Raw genomic sequence first — 14,260 nt, 5'->3', positions numbered from 1 at the left:
GGCCTTCCGGATGGTGCGTCTCCTAAGAATTCGCCTCAGGCGAAGAACGTCGATCGCCCCAAGGGCTACGATGCCTCGGCCACGGCTGCCTCGAATCCACTCAAATAAGCGGATATTGGATCGAAGCATTTGTGCGTGAGCGGTATGACCAACTCCCGCTTTTCGTGCCAAAGGTGGCTCAGACTGCTGTTAGGGTCTTTTTGGCAGATATGCGAAATGAGCGCCCGTAACTTGGCGCGCTCTCGTTTGCCAACGTTCGGCCATTTTTCGATACCGACACACGCCGCATAAGTTGACGCACAGGCAAACTCTTTAGGCCACTCGTCCTCGATCGCTTCTAGGCACAGTGTTTCCAGCTGTCCTAGGCCTGCTCCTGGAACCATCATGATGGAAACCGCTGGTGTACCGGCCGAAACCGTGAATGGGTGATTGGGTGCCTTGTATTCTGCCTCATGGATCTGGCCCCGTACTTCCTTGAATGAGGCTGCGGGATCCCGATCATTGTCAGATGCCACAATGATCCCCTTTATGCGGTCGAACCCATGCTGTAGGCGCAGCCCGCGGAGCCTAGAAGCAAATCCACTTCTCCCACCGGGGTCGATGCTCGTTCGGGGATGTGTGACGTAAAAGCTTGGCAGACTTCTTACTCTAATAAGTTCCTCGAAGAAATTCTTATCCCCGCCGCCTTCGCATAGCAGGACATATTGGGAGGAAATATTCTCTTCCATTCCCGCGGGACTGATCGGAAGCGTCGCCATCTGATTATTTACCTGAAATCGATTCTCTGCTGTAGGCCAGCCAGTAGGTCTTTTCCGCTGAAAGCTTTCACTGAGCATTCGCTGCGCGCGCTCTCCGTTCGAAGAAGAGTAAACATCGATGGGCTACTCGATACGGACGGAAGCGCCGCCTGCAAGCACTCTAGGCTATGGGTCGAGACAAATAATTGCGTCTCGTGCTCCTCGGCCAGATCTGTGATTCCAGTCCAAACCTCTTCGTACTTCTTATAGAAGAACCCGTTCTCGATTTCGTCGATTATGACGACTCCTTTAGGTGTTGCGGCAATTGCAAAGAGGATCGTGAGAAACTTACTGAGTCCGCCGGATAGTGACCCTACCGCCATCTTCTCGCTCATCCCCTTGACGGAGACGTACAGTCCAGGTGTCCCAGATACAATTTCGACCGAAACATCCTCCACTATCGGAAAGAGTGATTTGATAATTTTCAGGACTCCCGTCTGGCGCTGCCTGCGGCTCAAGAAGGAAAATCGCTTCGCGGCCTCTTCGGGGGGAAAAGACATCTGGGCCGGAAGAAACATGATGGGGTATAAATCAGAAATTTGGGGTAGCTGAATTACCCCTTGGGGAGTGATGCTCGCGCTAAGTTTGGTAGGTTCTCTGCCGTCGCTCCGCCATTCAAAGGTCAGAGGGTGGATGTCGCCGCTCTCATATGAGGAGCGGACATTCATGTTCAGAGGCATGAGTGTGGTTTGAGATGCGTCATAGTAAATGCGGAGCTCACGCCTACCGCTTTCCGAATCCACAAAGCTCATATCGACCGCTAGATTCTGATCTAAGGAGTGAAATATCTCTTTCCACAGAGCTTCATATTGGTCTCGATCAAGCCCGACTTGGATCTTATCTCCAATGCCTCGCCACGCCCTAGTGCGGAGATACAGTTCGGGGCCGAGACCGCCAGTGAGGAAGATCGATTCGAGTAGCGCGGTCTTTCCACTGCCGTTATCGCCTACAAGTATGTTTATCCTTGAGAGCTTTTTAAGTTCAATCTTTTTGAACCCGCGAAAATTGTTGATTTCCAGAGACTCGATCATGAGATTTCCGCCATTCTCTCTTCGGGATCTGAGCTCGTCAAGGATATTCGACCCGCATCAGACGTCCCTTGGTTTATGCCATTTGCCCGAGCCACGTTGCGATCGATTTGCTTCACCCAAACAGCGTGGGCTTCCGGGGCATTTCTATGCCTAAGTGTTCGTAGGCGAGTCTTGTAGCTACGCGGCCTCTGGGGGTTCGGTCGAGGAAGCCTATCTGAATCAGGAAGGGTTCGTAGACCTCTTCCAGGGCATCCTGTTCTTCGGCGAGGGCGGCGGCCAGGGTGTTAAGGCCTACGGGGCCTCCTTCGTATTTTTCGATGATGGTTCTTAGTAAGCGGCGGTCTAACTCGTCGAAGCCGTGGGCGTCGACTTCTAACATCTCCAGGGCGGCCATAGCGGTGGTGCGGTCGATGATGCCCTGGGCGCGCACCTGGGCGTAGTCTCTTACTCGGCGCAGCAGGCGGTTAGCAATTCTTGGTGTGCCGCGGGAGCGCATGGCGATCTCGGCGGCGCCGTCGCGGTCGATGGGCACGCCTAACACCTCGGCGGAGCGTTCGACGATGAAGCGTAACTCGTCGTCGGTGTAGAACTCGAGGCGGAGGAGGATGCCGAATCTTGCACGCAGTGGCGAGGTGAGCAGGCCGGGGCGGGTGGTGGCTCCGACTAAGGTGAAGGGCTTGAGCTCGAGGGTATGGGTGCGCGCGCTGGGGCCCTGCCCGATGATGATGTCCATCTGGTAGTCCTCGAGCGCGGTGTAGAGCTTTTCTTCGAGGACGGCCTGAAGGCGGTGGATCTCGTCGAGGAAGAGGACCTGGTTCTCGCGGAGGTTGGTGAGGATGGCGGTGAGGTCGCCTTGGATTTGCAGCGCGGGGCCCGACGTCTGTTGGAAGCCGACGTTGAGCTCGTTGGCGATGATGGTGGCGAGGGTGGTTTTGCCGAGGCCGGGAGGGCCGAAGAGGAGGACGTGGTCGAGCGCGTCGCCGCGTGTGCGTGCGGCTTCGAGGGCGATCTGGAGCTGCTGCTTGGCCTTGGTCTGGCCGATGAACTCGGCGAGGCGCTGGGGGCGGAGCTTGAGCTCGACGGCGTCGTCGTCGTCCATGGGGGCGGCGGAGACGAGGCGGGCGTGGTCGGCACTGGGGCCATGGGCGCCGAGGTCGATCTTCTTCTTGCCGGCGTTGCCGCCAAAGGGAGCGTTCGGGTTGAAGCCGCTGGCCATTTGTCTCTGAGGATACCGCAGGGGGCGATGGAAGGGCGAAGGTCTGGAGAGCCAGTGAGTAGAGAACAGTGAGTAGTGAGTAGTGATGGGCTATTGTGGGCCATGCGGCGGCGGCGCTGCGGCGGCGGAATACAGGGGTTCCGCGGCTGCGCCTCGGAATGACGGGTGTTTGGGCGATGGAGATTCGGCGATGCGCCGGGGGTGCTTGAGCCGGGTCAGTTGCCGATCGCGAGGATGCAGCCGTGTGCAGGAACCTTGGTCGACGCGAGGATCGGTTCTCCGGTCCAACTGTCGCGCGGGATTGAACCTTTCTTCAGGGAGCTGCTCGGTAAGAGAGTAGTTGCTTTGCCCACAGCGGTCGGGTGGTCGCCAAGATTGAAGATAGCGACCGCGTGCGAGACGGGCTGGTCTGCACGCTGGATGGTAGAGCCCCAGACCTGAAGGTCGGGAGAGAGTTTCGGAAGACGTTCGTCGTAGTTCTCAACCGGAGGGACCATGCGGCCTCCGCCGGTGCCGTACTGGTCGAGGGCGATGAGGTCTTTGTTGGTGAGGAGCTTGAGGGTTTCGTCGTCGAGCAGGGTGAGGTTGGCGCCGAGGATGAGGGGGCTGCGCATCATGGCCCAGAGGGTGAGCAGGGTGCGTTCTTCGTCGGGCGTGAGGCGGGTTTGGCGGGGCTTGCCCCAACCGGGAACAGGGCCAAGTTCGCCAAAGGGGAGCATGTCGAGGTCGGGGTAGTGGCCCGCGGGGATGTCTAACGCGGCCCACTGGGCTGCGTGGTCGAACTGGCCCTTGATGGACTGCGGGAAGCCGTCATACTTGGCTCCGCCGCCTCCCTGCCAGAGGTCCCAGACATCGTTGGAGATGCGCCACATGGTCGAGAGGGACGCGACCTCCTGCGCGTGGGAGGGATTGGTGGGGCCGGGCGAGAGGGAGAGCACCATGGGGCGGCCGGTCTTGTCGCCCACTTTGTCTATTGCCCGGCGGATCATGCGGATCTCGTCGGCCCTGTACGGGTGATCGGAGATGCAATCGACCTTGAGGAGGTCGATGCCCCAGGCGGCGTACTGGGTGATGAGGGAGTCGTACCAGGCCTGGCCGGCGGGTGTGTCCTTGACGCCCCAGTTGGTGGGGTCCCAGGGGCAGGCGTCGGTGGTGTCGGCGGCTTCGGTGGTGGTGAATTTTGAGTTGGCGATGGGGAGGTTGCGCTCGACGGAGGCGCGGGGGATGCCGCGGACGATGTGGATGCCGAAGAGGAGGCCTTGCGCGTGGACGAAGTCGGCGAGGGGTTTGAAGCCTGCGTACAGCCCCGAAAACTGAATCCTCGCCGCGAGTTTCGGCGACGGTTCTCCTTCTCGCGCGCCAAGGATCATCAGGGACTGCTCACGATCGCCAGCAGATCGGAACCGCAAGGCTGTAGGGATATAGCGGCCATTGCCATCGATGGCATAACGGAGCTTGTCGGGTGTCTCTCGATCCTGCGGATTTTCGAAGAACCAGCCTTCGTCGATGACGGCGTACTTGTAGCCGAAGGGCTGGAGCTTTTCGTGGAGGACCTTGACGTTGTCGCGGAACTGCGGCTCGGTGATGGTGAGGCCGTAGGCGTCCCAGCTGTTCCAGCCCATGGGGGCGGTGGGGGTGGCGACTAGGTCTTTTTGCGCGTCAAGGGATGTGCCCAGGAGCAGCGCGGAGAGCACGAGAGCGCGGAGGGCGGTCATGCAAGCCACTATAGTTGGTGGCCGCTGTGAACCCATGTCTCAAAAGCGAGACATGGGGCACCCGCATCGTCGCCTCCGCGAAATAGGCACCCGATTTTTCTCACTGCTAATAGGTGACCTTGTCGCCGTGGAGGACTTGCTCCACGACGTCGTGGATCTTGAGGAGGTCCCACTTTTCGGTGTGGGTTTGCGATTTTGTCTGGCCGGCCTGGTGGATGATGACGGCCGGACGGGGGTCGAAGATGTCGCGGCTTGCGGCGTCGTCTTCTTCGGTCCACGAAGGCTGGCTGCTCCAGATCATGGTGCGCCAGCTGTGGTCGCCTTCGACGATGACAGTGGTGTCTTTCCAGCGCGGGGAGCTCTGGACGACCTTCATCATCTCGCCAAGCGTGCGATCGGCGAGGGCGAGGTTATCGAGATAGCTGGAGTCGCACCACTCGGTGTAGTCGTCCTTGATGCGCGACCAGATGTTGGGGCTGTGGGGTACGGGCAGGTGGATGAAGATGAAGTCCGACTGGTCGGTCTGGAGTTTTTCGAGGGTCTTGGCGCGGAGGTCGAGGTAGGTCTTGAGGCGGGTGCGGACGTCGAAGGTGCAATGGTCGCGGTCGGCGCGGTCGAGCGAATCGATCTCGCGCACGACGGCGGCGATGGGCGTAAACATGTTGCGACCGAAGCTCGCAGTCGGCGACATCGGGCCATCGACCATGTCGAGGTTGTTCCAGTAGCAATCGTCGATCTGCGCGCCGTAGATGGTGCAGTAGGGGTTGTACCAACCGACGACGCCGGTGCGCCAGCCGGCCTTCTGCGCATCGTTGAAGACGGTCTTTTCGCCATCGAGGCGGTGCCAGCCATGGACGCCGGTGTAGTGCACGTGGAGGGTGTTGACGTAGCTGAAGCGGAAGTCATCGATGGAGTGTCCGCTGAGCAGCGAAGGCACAATCTTGACGGTGCGCAGGCCGATGGGCTCGACGTTGGAGAAGATGGTGGACTGCGCGCGGAGGGCGTCGAAGTTGGGTAGCTCCAGGCCGTGAGCACGATGCTCGAAGGTCTGGTCGAAGCTGAGCTCGTCGAAGAGGATCCAGACGAGGCGCTTGTGTTCGCGCGGGGGCTGCGGCGTGGTGGCCCAGGCTACGGTGTGCTGGTTCGGTGCGGGCTTCCAGACGATGACAAAGAGCAGCTGCACGATGGAACCGACCGCAAAGATGGCGAGGACGATGCTGGCGAAGTCGCCGACCTTCATGACCTGGTAGTAACGGCGGCGGAAGCGCAGCAACAGAAGCAGGATGAACGCGGCCCAAATGACGCCGAAGAGGGCGATCATGCCGCCGGTCATATCCCAGGGGTAGAGCTGGCGCGTGCGCTCCACGAGGTAGGGCGGGATGACGATGGCGACGATGAGCTTGACCCATGGCTCGAATCGCGTGCGCGACAGCGGGCCGATGATGGCGAAGAGGAAGAGCGCGACGAGCAGGATGTCCGCGATCTGCGCAAGGCAGATGGCGGTGAGGCGATAGGGGACGTGCATGCGCACGTCCGACCCTCCGCCGAGGAGGTCGCCGTAGTTCATTACCAGGATGAGAGAGGCCAGGCCGAGGCACTGGAAGAACTTCTTGATCATGCGCGGGATCCCTGTAGAGGGATGCGCGGGGCGGCTGGTGCGCTGCCCCTGGATGTTGCACGGATCATGGGGTGATTGTCTCTCGGATTGGCCGGGCGGGCCAGATGAACGTTTGGGACGTGGCGCTGCGGCGTGGATATGTCGCGCCTTCAGCGCTCGGATGCGGCGGGCCGGGTACCTGGGGCTTCGCCCCAGGCTAGTATGTGGTCGGGCCTTTGGCCCTTGGAGGATTGCAGCCGTCGAATCCGTTCCGTTGCGCAAAGAAGCAGGTTTCTCCACTACGCGGGACGATGAAGCTATCCCGCTTCGGTCGAAATGACACATCTTCGGTGAGCCAAATCGGTGTGCCGGAGATGTCGATACAGCCTGGGCCTACCCCGCCTTCTCTATCCCAACTTCTCAAAGAGGAACAGGACGCGGCCATTGGTGAGACGATGCTCATCCCTGACATGGAAGAGGCCATCGCTTGCGGCGAGGAGATCGCGTTCGTGGAGGTGGCCGTAGAGCTCAGTGCGGCCGCGCATGAGGCTCTGGAACATGGGGTCTTCGACGGGCACCCACTCGACGATGAGCCACTTGCGGGTGAGGCGCGCGGCAAGCTCGACGATGGCGCGGAGGGGGATCTGCTCCAGCAGAACGATGTGGTGGATGACCGCGAGCATCATCACCATCTGGAACTGCTGTTCGAGGCGCGGCAGGAGGGCCAGCGACTCCTGGTTTTCCCAGCCAACCGCGGGTGTGGGGCGAGAGAGATCCGCGTGGATCGTCTGCACGTCGAGTTTTTGCGCGAGGCTGCGCTTGTAGATCTGATCCGCCGCGGTAGCGTCGCGCTCAAGTGCGATGACCTGCGCTCCGTGCGAGGCTGCGAGGGCGGAGAAATCGCCTGTATTGGCGCCGATATCCAGGACCCGGGCAGGCTTGAGAGAAGCCAGCTGCTCTTCGACCCAGGCGCGCTTGGATTCAGCCTGCTCGGCGGTGTAGTGGGTGAGGGTGCCGGTGTATTCGCTCCACTCGGAGCGGCCGCTGACGCCGACCGCAGCGCGGGTACGCTTCGCCAGCGACTGCATGAGCCTGGCGAGGACATGCGCCGCGGCTTCGGGGTCCATCCTGCGCGCGGTGGCTTTGCCTTTGGCGGCGTCGTCCTGGCCCTTGCGCTCGAGCCAGAAGGGCATGGAGACAGGCCACAGGACCGAAGGTGAGAGGCGCTGCTTCCAGCTGAGGACGGCGTAGATGTCGCTCGCTTCGTAGCCATCGCGGCGCAGCTGCGACAGCTCCAGCGGCCAGCCAAGGAGGCGCTGGGCGAGGAGCGGAAGAAGAAACGTCCGCAGGTACTGGCCGTAGGCGAGCCAGGTGGCATCGGAGGGATCGCGCGGGTCGAAGCTCAGGACATCGACGAGAACGGGATTGGGGCCGTCGAAGAGGATGTTGAGCGGCGTGGCGTCCTTGAGGATCCAGCCGGACTCGAGGGCACGTTCTCCGAGGGCAAGCGTGAGCTCGGCGGCAGCCAGCCACTGCGAAGGGATCCACTCCCAGGGATAGGTGGGGATGGCGATGCGGGGGTGCTTGAGGATGAGCGGCGCGTCGGGGCCGCCGGCATCGGGATTTTCGATGGTCGTGGCGGACATCTCGCCGCGGGCGACAGCGTCCCGGTAGAAGGCCGATTCGAGAAACGACAACACGGTAGCGCGCGATCCGGGATGGATCGTGCGCACCGCGTAGTCGTCTGTCAGAGAGAGCGAACCGGCTGGATCGCGAAAGGTAGGCCGCAGCCCATTGGAGCTCATGCGGCGTTAGCGGAGTCGTCGCGGGTTACGCGAACGGGAAGAACCACGCGTTCCGGCCCTTTGCTGGTCTCGACCGAATCCTTGCGGGTAAAGAGCGCCTTGATGCGACGCCGCATGAAGTAGCCAGCCGCGGCGGCCATCGAGGCTACGCTCTGCAGGGCCAGCATGCCTGTTCCGGGGTCGACATAGCCATAAGCTTTGTGGTCGGTCGCGACCAGCAGGCAAAACCCGATAAACAGCGCGAGGACAATCGAGGAAAACTTCTTCATGGAATCTGCTCCGTCGTGGACCCATGGACTCAGGCCGTAAAGTACCGAAGCGCAACTAGGTGTCCTGCGCTCGAAACCTGTTTGATGCAAAACCGCTGACGGCGGAGAAGTTGCGATGTATTTCTCCGCCGGTGGTGACGGTAATGTCTCGTGCCACGTAGACCTAATGACGGGCGGCGAATCGCGGAAGATTCACGGCCAGAACAATCTTTTTGATTGTTCTTCATACGACATCCGTCAAAATAGCCGCCATATCAGCGATTCTCTGCGCCAAGGGCTGGCTTTGCCTGCTACGTACGACGGTGAAGCGGGTAAAGGTAGCGCGCATCGTATCCTTGTACTGGATGCACGGTCTTCCGTGAACATCAGCCGTCGCTTGAAACGCCAGCCTGGCAGTGCGCGGCAAAGGAACAAGAGCAACCATGCCCCTTTATGAGTACGAGTGCCGGGAATGTCACCGGCGCGTTGAAAAGATCCAGAAGTTCTCCGACCCGCAGCTGACGGTGTGCCCGCATTGCGGAGGTGCGCTGGAGCGCACGATTACGGCAGCGGCGGTCTCGTTCAAAGGCGGCGGCTGGTTCAAGGATGGATACGGTTCGGCGAAGCCTGCAGCCGCGGGCAAGAGCGAAGGCTCGAGCGATGCAGGCACGTCTTCGGGAGGCAGCACTGCTGCGGCGGCTCCTGCTGCGCCCTCGAGCGCGGCATCCAGCTCGAGTGCGGCTGGGAGCTCTGCTTCGGGCTCTTCAGGATCCTCAGCCTCTTCGGCGAGCTCAAGCTCGGGTTCGGGATCCAGTTCGTCATCGAGTTCCTGATGTTGGGTCCTGACTCAGCGTTCCTGATTGGGAATCAAGCCAGGAGAGTGGGACGGTCGCGTCAAGGAAAGCACTGAAGCAAACCGGGACATGAGCCGTTCCTGTGCGCAACGAATCCTGGCCGTCTGAGGGTCGTTCGGTCAACTGGTTCCGTTCGCCGTGAGGCAAGACTGCATCCATCAGAGTGCACGATGTGCGGGCTGAGACGGATCAAGCTGAAGAACCCAGAGAGTCTGCAGAGCGATCTGACGACAGCCGGGGATTGAATTCAACGAAGGGGGAGCGCACGGGCCAGGATGGCAGATCACCGGATGTTAACCGTGGGGAAACTCCCGCGAGGGTTGTAGACGGGGGTAAGCCAAGGTCCATCAGCCTGCGCTATCATGCAAGCCATGAGGTTCAGTCGTTCACTGAATGTAGAAGCTGTCACGGGTCGTCGCTCCAGGAAGAGGCGCACCATGTTGCGGAATCTTGGTTGGGTATCAGCTGGCGTTACGGCGCTGGCCGTCGGAGTCGTGGTTGGGCGCGAGTTGCGCGAACGCTACAAGTTCAATCGCCGCACGCCCTATGACGCATACGCGCATGCAGGCGATCCCATGACGGATGTGGAGTGCGGCGTCGGCATCTAGAGAACTGGCGGACCAGATTACCAGCGGAGTTGCGAAGCTGGTGGCTGCCCGGATCTCTGACCGTTCGCCCTGCGAATCAGAAACCCCTCCCCATGCGGGAGGGGTTTCTCTTGCTGACTCAGTCTTGCGGCGCGTTGCGAGATTCGGCGGGTAGCAACCGCTCTCTAGGCGACGGCTTCCGTTCCCGGCGAGGATTCCGCTCGCGGGGAAGCCTGCAGCAGGCGCACCAGATCCTCCACCGTGACCAGCGGCCGGTGCAGCAGGGCTGCATTGAGGCGGCGTTCCAGACCGGAGCTTAGATCGGACAACGTCTGCTTGATGTCTTCGGAGTCGAGGCCGAGATCCACGTCGAGATCGTCGGTGGGCAGAACGGGAAAGCGAATACCCTGGACCTCCTGCAGATAGCGGAAGGTGGAACGCGCGATGACGGGATCGAAGCCCTGCTCCTGCATCCTGCGAGCAAAGCTGGCCTCATCGACACCTTCGCGCTCGCGGATAAGAGCACGGTGACGCCGGCTCGCGACCCATCGAAGAAGGAGATAGGCCAGGCCGATGCAGAGAATGATCGCAAGGATCGGGATCGCCTGCTCTTGAATGCCGAGCGAGAACGGGTTGTGAGTAGCCATTAGTGCAAATGCTCCAACGACTCGAATTGACGCATGTGAGGGGCTGCGTACGTACCGGCCCGCCCAGCTCCCATGGCGGAAGTGAGGGGAATATGCCAGTTGACATATCCGTTGTGGATCCGGTGAATACGACCTACATTATGCCACAGGGTCTTTCGCCATGGTGAAGCACGACTTGCTTTCTAGAGAGATTCCTCGGGAGACGAGGCTGTTGCCCAGCGCCGCGATAGAAATGCCCCACTTCTGGCGGTTGTGGCGAGGGCGGTTGTAGGGCAGTCTGGGGACGGCTACGATAAGTCCAGATCGTAAGCAGAGACATCTAACGTTCTATCGGGCTTCCCGGCGCCTTTATGTCGACAACGCTAGTTCCCATCACGGACTCTTTGACTTCACCCGCGCCTCTAGCGTCGCGGGCGCAGGTCGGCGCGGTCGATTCGACGCTGACCGACGGCCATGGCCGCCGGCTGACGGATCTGCGGGTCTCAGTGACGGGGCGGTGTAACTTTCGCTGCCTTTATTGCCGGACGGGACAGGGCGAGCCTGCGGGGATGGAACTTCCGCTGGCAGAGTACGAGCGCCTCATCTCCATCTTCGTCTCGATGGGCATCGAAAAGGTGCGCCTGACGGGCGGGGAACCCCTGCTGCGTGAGGGCCTGGTGGAGCTGACGGCAGCGATTGGCCGGATGCGGACGGCTGCCGGCGAGCGGTTGGACCTGGCACTGACCACGAATGGCTTCGGCCTGGCCAAGCTGGCCAAACCGCTGGCGGAGGCAGGGCTGACCCGCGTGACGGTGAGTCTGGATGCCGTGGACGCCGAGACGTTCACCCGTGTAACGCGCGTTCCGGGCGGGTTCGAGAAGGTGCTGGCCGGGATCCGCGCGGCACAGGATGCAGGGCTCGGGCCGGTGAAGGTGAATTGCGTGCTGCTGCGGGGCTACAACGACGGCCAGATCGAGGCCTTCGCCGAGTTTGCCCGACGCGAGCGCGTGATCCTGCGGTTTATTGAGTTTATGCCGCTTGAAGAGGCTCCGACGCCTGGGATGGCGACGACCAGCGCATGGTCTCGCGAGACGGTAGTGACGATGGACGAGATCCTGACCCGCCTGAACGCGGTGGGCGAGCTTTTGCCTCTCCCTCCGACACATCTTTCGGAGACGGCGCGGAGGTTCGGTTTTGCGGACGGTTCGGCGGAGATCGGGATTATCGCCCCGGTGTCACACCCGTTCTGCAACCACTGCAGCCGGCTGCGGTTGACCGCCGATGGCAAGCTGCGGACGTGCCTTTTCTCCACGTTTGACCACGATTTGCTGGCGGAAATGCGATCTGGCGCGACCGACGATGGGCTGCGCCAGTGGGTACGGACCGTGGTGCGGGGCAAAGAAGAGCGCCACCATATTGGCGAGCCAGGTTTTTTGAAGCCAGTGCGCAGCATGGTTCAAATTGGCGGCTAGTAGTTGTACTGAAATGGGTCTCCGCTATCCTGTTCTGGGAATCTCTCACCAAGCACTGGCCCCCCGCAGAGAACGTGCCGATAGAGCGGACCTAGAAGTGACCCCATGGCATTGATGCAAAAGCTGCGCCCTTTTCTCCCATCGGGGGCCCTGAGCTCCAGGAGGTCTGACGTCTCGCCAGCGCCCGCAGGGGGGCAGACAGTGGGGATGTCCGTGCGCGAAAAGCGTAAGTTTGAGACCGTCGATCACCGCCAGCTGGACCACCTTCGCGTCTTCCACGATGTGGCCCGGGCGCTGACCTCCAACCTGGAGCTGGAGCCGCTGCTCCGCGCCATCATGAGCCAGATGGAGGACTTCTTCGGACCGGAGCAGTGGTCGCTGCTGATGGTGGACGAAGAGACCCAGGAGCTCTACTACGCCTTGAGCGTGGGCGTGGACGACTCGCAGTTCCGCGGCGTGCGCATTGCGCGCGGCCAGGGAATCGCAGGCTGGGTTGCCGCCAGCGGCAATGCCCTGGTCGTTCCGGACGTCTCGAAGGATGCCGACTGGTCGCGCTTTGCGGCGGCCCATCCCGAGCTGAATATGCACTCCATCGCGTGCCTGCCGATCCGGCATGGCGACCGGACGCTGGGCGTGCTGCAGCTGAACAACTCGCACCTCGACCGGCTGCCCGACAACGCGATCAGCTTTCTGCGTGTGCTGTGCGACTACGCCGCGATCGGCCTCGAGAATGCGCGCCAGGTCAAGCTGATCCATCACCTGTCGATCACGGACGACTGCACAGGTCTGTTCAACGCGCGTTATCTGTATACGCTGCTGGAGCAGGAGATCGCGGCCGCCCGCAGTCCGCACGTCGTGCCGATCAAGCAGCACTTCAGCCTGGTGTTCTTCGATCTCGACCGGTTCAAGAGTGTGAACGACACGCATGGCCACCTGGTGGGCTCGCGCCTGCTGCAGGAGGTGGGTGGCGTGATCAAGCGGACGATCGGACCGGATCATGCCGGCTTCCGCTACGGCGGCGACGAGTTCGTGCTGTTGCTGCGCGGGCTGGACAAACCCGAAGCGACAGCCCTGGCCCACACACTGCGCGACACGCTGAATGCCACGGACTTCCTTACCGGCGCCGCCATGACCCTGAAGCTGACCGCCAGCTTCGGGCTCGCGACGTTCCCGCAGGATGGGCCGGACATGCATGGGATCATCCGTGCATCGGACACGATGATGTATGTGGCGAAGGCGCAGGGCCGCGACTGCGTAGCAGTGGCAGACACGAGCCAGCCGATGCCGATGCCGCCGCCAAAGAACTCCCGACACAGCTAGAGCGATCGCACAGAATTGCGAGAGTTTGCGATGCATGAGCCGCGCCCTTCCGGGCGCGGCTTGCTTTTGGGGGCGCGCTTCCGTGGGCCCGCGTGATGCACCATTTTCGGTCGAAGATTACGGCTGCGAGAAAATGACCGATTATCGATCCATCGCCCGAAGATCGCTCAGTGCGGATTGCGACATGAGGCTTTATTGAAGCGGGTGCTGGGGCTCCGCCATCTTTTCCGAAGATATTTGCGATTATTCCTTGACAGTCGTTTCTACGCCGGGATATGTTGATGACGGACACAGTTTACGAAATAGGAGACTACACGATGCGCCGAATTCTCGCTTCCGCTCTTGCCCTGCTTCCCGCCCTGGCTTCCGCACAGGTTCCGGCGAACCCGATGGTCGCGATGCTTCATCTGCCGGTCGTGATGTTTGCTGTTCCTAACGGCGCCATGGGCGCACCGGTGAAGGCGACGGTTGATGCCTCGAGCCTGATGGTTCCGGTTGTCCAGACCGTGGTGAAGAACGCTGACCAGAGCGCGTTTACCTCTGCCGGCACGCTGACCACCGCTCCGAAGCTGATCCGCTCGGTGCCGATCACCCTTTCGCTCGAAGACATGCGTACGGAAGCGACGCACGCTGTGGTTGTGGTTCGCCTGACGGTGGATGCCACCGGTAAGCTCGCGAACCTGAGCATCGTCCGCTCGGCCGGCGCAGCTGTCGACCGCCGCGCTCTCGAGGCCGTGAAGCAGTACACGTTTGAACCCGCCAAGGAAGGCGGAGTTGCAGTCCCGGCCAATGTGACTGTCTCGATCGACCTGAAGAAGTCGTAAGCAACACCTCCTCCAGAAACGGCCTCGCCCTGCGCCCCGCAAACTGCGGAGCCCGTGGCGAGGCCAATTTGTTTAAGGGATGTTCTGGATCGTGTGGGATGAGGCGACCCGGCTTCGCACCCGACGCGCTCGCTGGCATGACCTGCGTACGTAGCGGAAGAGCCTGGG

The 14,260-nt window shown here is 61.3% G+C and carries 14 protein-coding genes; 6 read left to right on the top strand and 8 right to left on the bottom strand.

Features of this window, described 5'->3' with window-relative positions; all coding sequences use genetic code 11:
• Positions 1-65: 65 nt before the first annotated feature.
• The 7 genes from C4S68_RS11870 to C4S68_RS11840 all read right to left on the bottom strand — a co-directional run bounded on the left by C4S68_RS11870 (position 66) and on the right by C4S68_RS11840 (position 8,430).
• Entirely contained in the window at positions 66-758 is a 693-nt protein-coding gene (locus tag C4S68_RS11870) for a DUF3226 domain-containing protein (RefSeq protein ID WP_103933251.1), read from the bottom strand.
• 8 nt (positions 759-766) lie between these two features.
• Entirely contained in the window at positions 767-1,828 is a 1,062-nt protein-coding gene (locus tag C4S68_RS11865) for an AAA family ATPase (RefSeq protein WP_103933250.1), read from the bottom strand.
• Positions 1,829-1,940: 112 nt separating this feature from the next.
• On the bottom strand, positions 1,941-2,927 hold the full coding sequence (gene ruvB, locus C4S68_RS11860; RefSeq protein ID WP_235011547.1) for a Holliday junction branch migration DNA helicase RuvB: 987 nt from the start codon (positions 2,925-2,927) through the stop codon (positions 1,941-1,943).
• A gap of 332 nt (positions 2,928-3,259) precedes the next feature.
• The gene (locus C4S68_RS11855; protein WP_200821531.1) at positions 3,260-4,759 is read right to left on the bottom strand and encodes a glycoside hydrolase family 27 protein; all 1,500 of its coding nucleotides are present in this window, start codon (positions 4,757-4,759) and stop codon (positions 3,260-3,262) included.
• 106 nt (positions 4,760-4,865) lie between these two features.
• Positions 4,866-6,377, bottom strand: a complete 1,512-nt coding sequence (locus tag C4S68_RS11850) for a sulfatase-like hydrolase/transferase (RefSeq protein ID WP_160115118.1) — start codon at positions 6,375-6,377, stop codon at positions 4,866-4,868.
• A 386-nt stretch (positions 6,378-6,763) separates the two neighbouring features.
• Entirely contained in the window at positions 6,764-8,161 is a 1,398-nt protein-coding gene (locus tag C4S68_RS11845) for a class I SAM-dependent methyltransferase (protein ID WP_103933247.1), read from the bottom strand.
• Positions 8,158-8,430, bottom strand: a complete 273-nt coding sequence (locus C4S68_RS11840; RefSeq protein ID WP_103933246.1) for a hypothetical protein — start codon at positions 8,428-8,430, stop codon at positions 8,158-8,160. Before C4S68_RS11840 ends, C4S68_RS11845 begins: the two co-directional genes overlap by 4 nt.
• Positions 8,431-8,545: 115 nt before the next feature.
• Between C4S68_RS11840 and C4S68_RS22945 the strand changes: the two genes are divergently transcribed.
• The 3 genes from C4S68_RS22945 (at position 8,546) to C4S68_RS23195 (ending at position 9,871) form a co-directional block, all read left to right on the top strand.
• Positions 8,546-8,866 (top strand): hypothetical protein, encoded by a 321-nt coding sequence (locus C4S68_RS22945; RefSeq protein ID WP_146072126.1) that lies wholly within the window; start codon positions 8,546-8,548, stop codon positions 8,864-8,866.
• The gene (locus C4S68_RS11830; RefSeq protein WP_103933244.1) at positions 8,853-9,242 is read left to right on the top strand and encodes an FmdB family zinc ribbon protein; all 390 of its coding nucleotides are present in this window, start codon (positions 8,853-8,855) and stop codon (positions 9,240-9,242) included. Before C4S68_RS22945 ends, C4S68_RS11830 begins: the two co-directional genes overlap by 14 nt.
• A 458-nt stretch (positions 9,243-9,700) precedes the next feature.
• Entirely contained in the window at positions 9,701-9,871 is a 171-nt protein-coding gene (locus C4S68_RS23195; RefSeq protein WP_160115117.1) for a hypothetical protein, read from the top strand.
• Between the two features lie 164 nt (positions 9,872-10,035).
• On the opposite strand, the gene C4S68_RS11825 is transcribed toward C4S68_RS23195, so the two are convergent.
• Positions 10,036-10,497, bottom strand: coding sequence for a hypothetical protein (locus C4S68_RS11825; RefSeq protein ID WP_103933243.1), 462 nt, complete (start codon positions 10,495-10,497; stop codon positions 10,036-10,038).
• A gap of 350 nt (positions 10,498-10,847) precedes the next feature.
• Here C4S68_RS11825 and moaA point away from each other — a divergent pair, with 350 nt between their 5' ends.
• The 3 genes from moaA (at position 10,848) to C4S68_RS11810 (ending at position 14,092) form a co-directional block, all read left to right on the top strand.
• Positions 10,848-11,948, top strand: a complete 1,101-nt coding sequence (moaA, locus tag C4S68_RS11820; protein WP_103933242.1) for a GTP 3',8-cyclase MoaA — start codon at positions 10,848-10,850, stop codon at positions 11,946-11,948.
• Between the two features lie 207 nt (positions 11,949-12,155).
• On the top strand, positions 12,156-13,268 hold the full coding sequence (locus tag C4S68_RS11815; protein ID WP_235011536.1) for a GGDEF domain-containing protein: 1,113 nt from the start codon (positions 12,156-12,158) through the stop codon (positions 13,266-13,268).
• 317 nt (positions 13,269-13,585) lie between these two features.
• Positions 13,586-14,092 (top strand): energy transducer TonB, encoded by a 507-nt coding sequence (locus C4S68_RS11810; protein WP_160115116.1) that lies wholly within the window; start codon positions 13,586-13,588, stop codon positions 14,090-14,092.
• The last annotated feature ends 168 nt before the right edge of the window (positions 14,093-14,260 follow it).

This window comes from Bryocella elongata, from assembly GCF_900108185.1.
Lineage (GTDB): Bacteria > Acidobacteriota > Terriglobia > Terriglobales > Acidobacteriaceae > Granulicella > Granulicella elongata.
This window is presented reverse-complemented; position numbering and strand designations above follow the sequence as displayed.

Excerpts from the sequence above, each read along its gene's own strand:
- C4S68_RS11850 (WP_160115118.1), bottom strand. The coding sequence starts at position 6,377 with ATGATCAAGAAGTTCTTCCAGTGCCTCGGCCTGGCCTCTCTCATCCTG.
- moaA (WP_103933242.1), top strand. The coding sequence starts at position 10,848 with ATGTCGACAACGCTAGTTCCCATCACGGACTCTTTGACTTCACCCGCG.
- C4S68_RS11810 (WP_160115116.1), top strand. The coding sequence starts at position 13,586 with ATGCGCCGAATTCTCGCTTCCGCTCTTGCCCTGCTTCCCGCCCTGGCT.
- C4S68_RS11870 (WP_103933251.1), bottom strand. The coding sequence starts at position 758 with ATGGCGACGCTTCCGATCAGTCCCGCGGGAATGGAAGAGAATATTTCC.
- C4S68_RS23195 (WP_160115117.1), top strand. The coding sequence starts at position 9,701 with ATGTTGCGGAATCTTGGTTGGGTATCAGCTGGCGTTACGGCGCTGGCC.
- C4S68_RS11840 (WP_103933246.1), bottom strand. The coding sequence starts at position 8,430 with ATGAAGAAGTTTTCCTCGATTGTCCTCGCGCTGTTTATCGGGTTTTGC.
- C4S68_RS11855 (WP_200821531.1), bottom strand. The coding sequence starts at position 4,759 with ATGACCGCCCTCCGCGCTCTCGTGCTCTCCGCGCTGCTCCTGGGCACA.
- C4S68_RS22945 (WP_146072126.1), top strand. The coding sequence starts at position 8,546 with ATGTATTTCTCCGCCGGTGGTGACGGTAATGTCTCGTGCCACGTAGAC.
- C4S68_RS11865 (WP_103933250.1), bottom strand. The coding sequence starts at position 1,828 with ATGATCGAGTCTCTGGAAATCAACAATTTTCGCGGGTTCAAAAAGATT.
- C4S68_RS11815 (WP_235011536.1), top strand. The coding sequence starts at position 12,156 with ATGTCCGTGCGCGAAAAGCGTAAGTTTGAGACCGTCGATCACCGCCAG.
- C4S68_RS11825 (WP_103933243.1), bottom strand. The coding sequence starts at position 10,497 with ATGGCTACTCACAACCCGTTCTCGCTCGGCATTCAAGAGCAGGCGATC.
- C4S68_RS11830 (WP_103933244.1), top strand. The coding sequence starts at position 8,853 with ATGCCCCTTTATGAGTACGAGTGCCGGGAATGTCACCGGCGCGTTGAA.
- ruvB (WP_235011547.1), bottom strand. The coding sequence starts at position 2,927 with ATGGACGACGACGACGCCGTCGAGCTCAAGCTCCGCCCCCAGCGCCTC.
- C4S68_RS11845 (WP_103933247.1), bottom strand. The coding sequence starts at position 8,161 with ATGAGCTCCAATGGGCTGCGGCCTACCTTTCGCGATCCAGCCGGTTCG.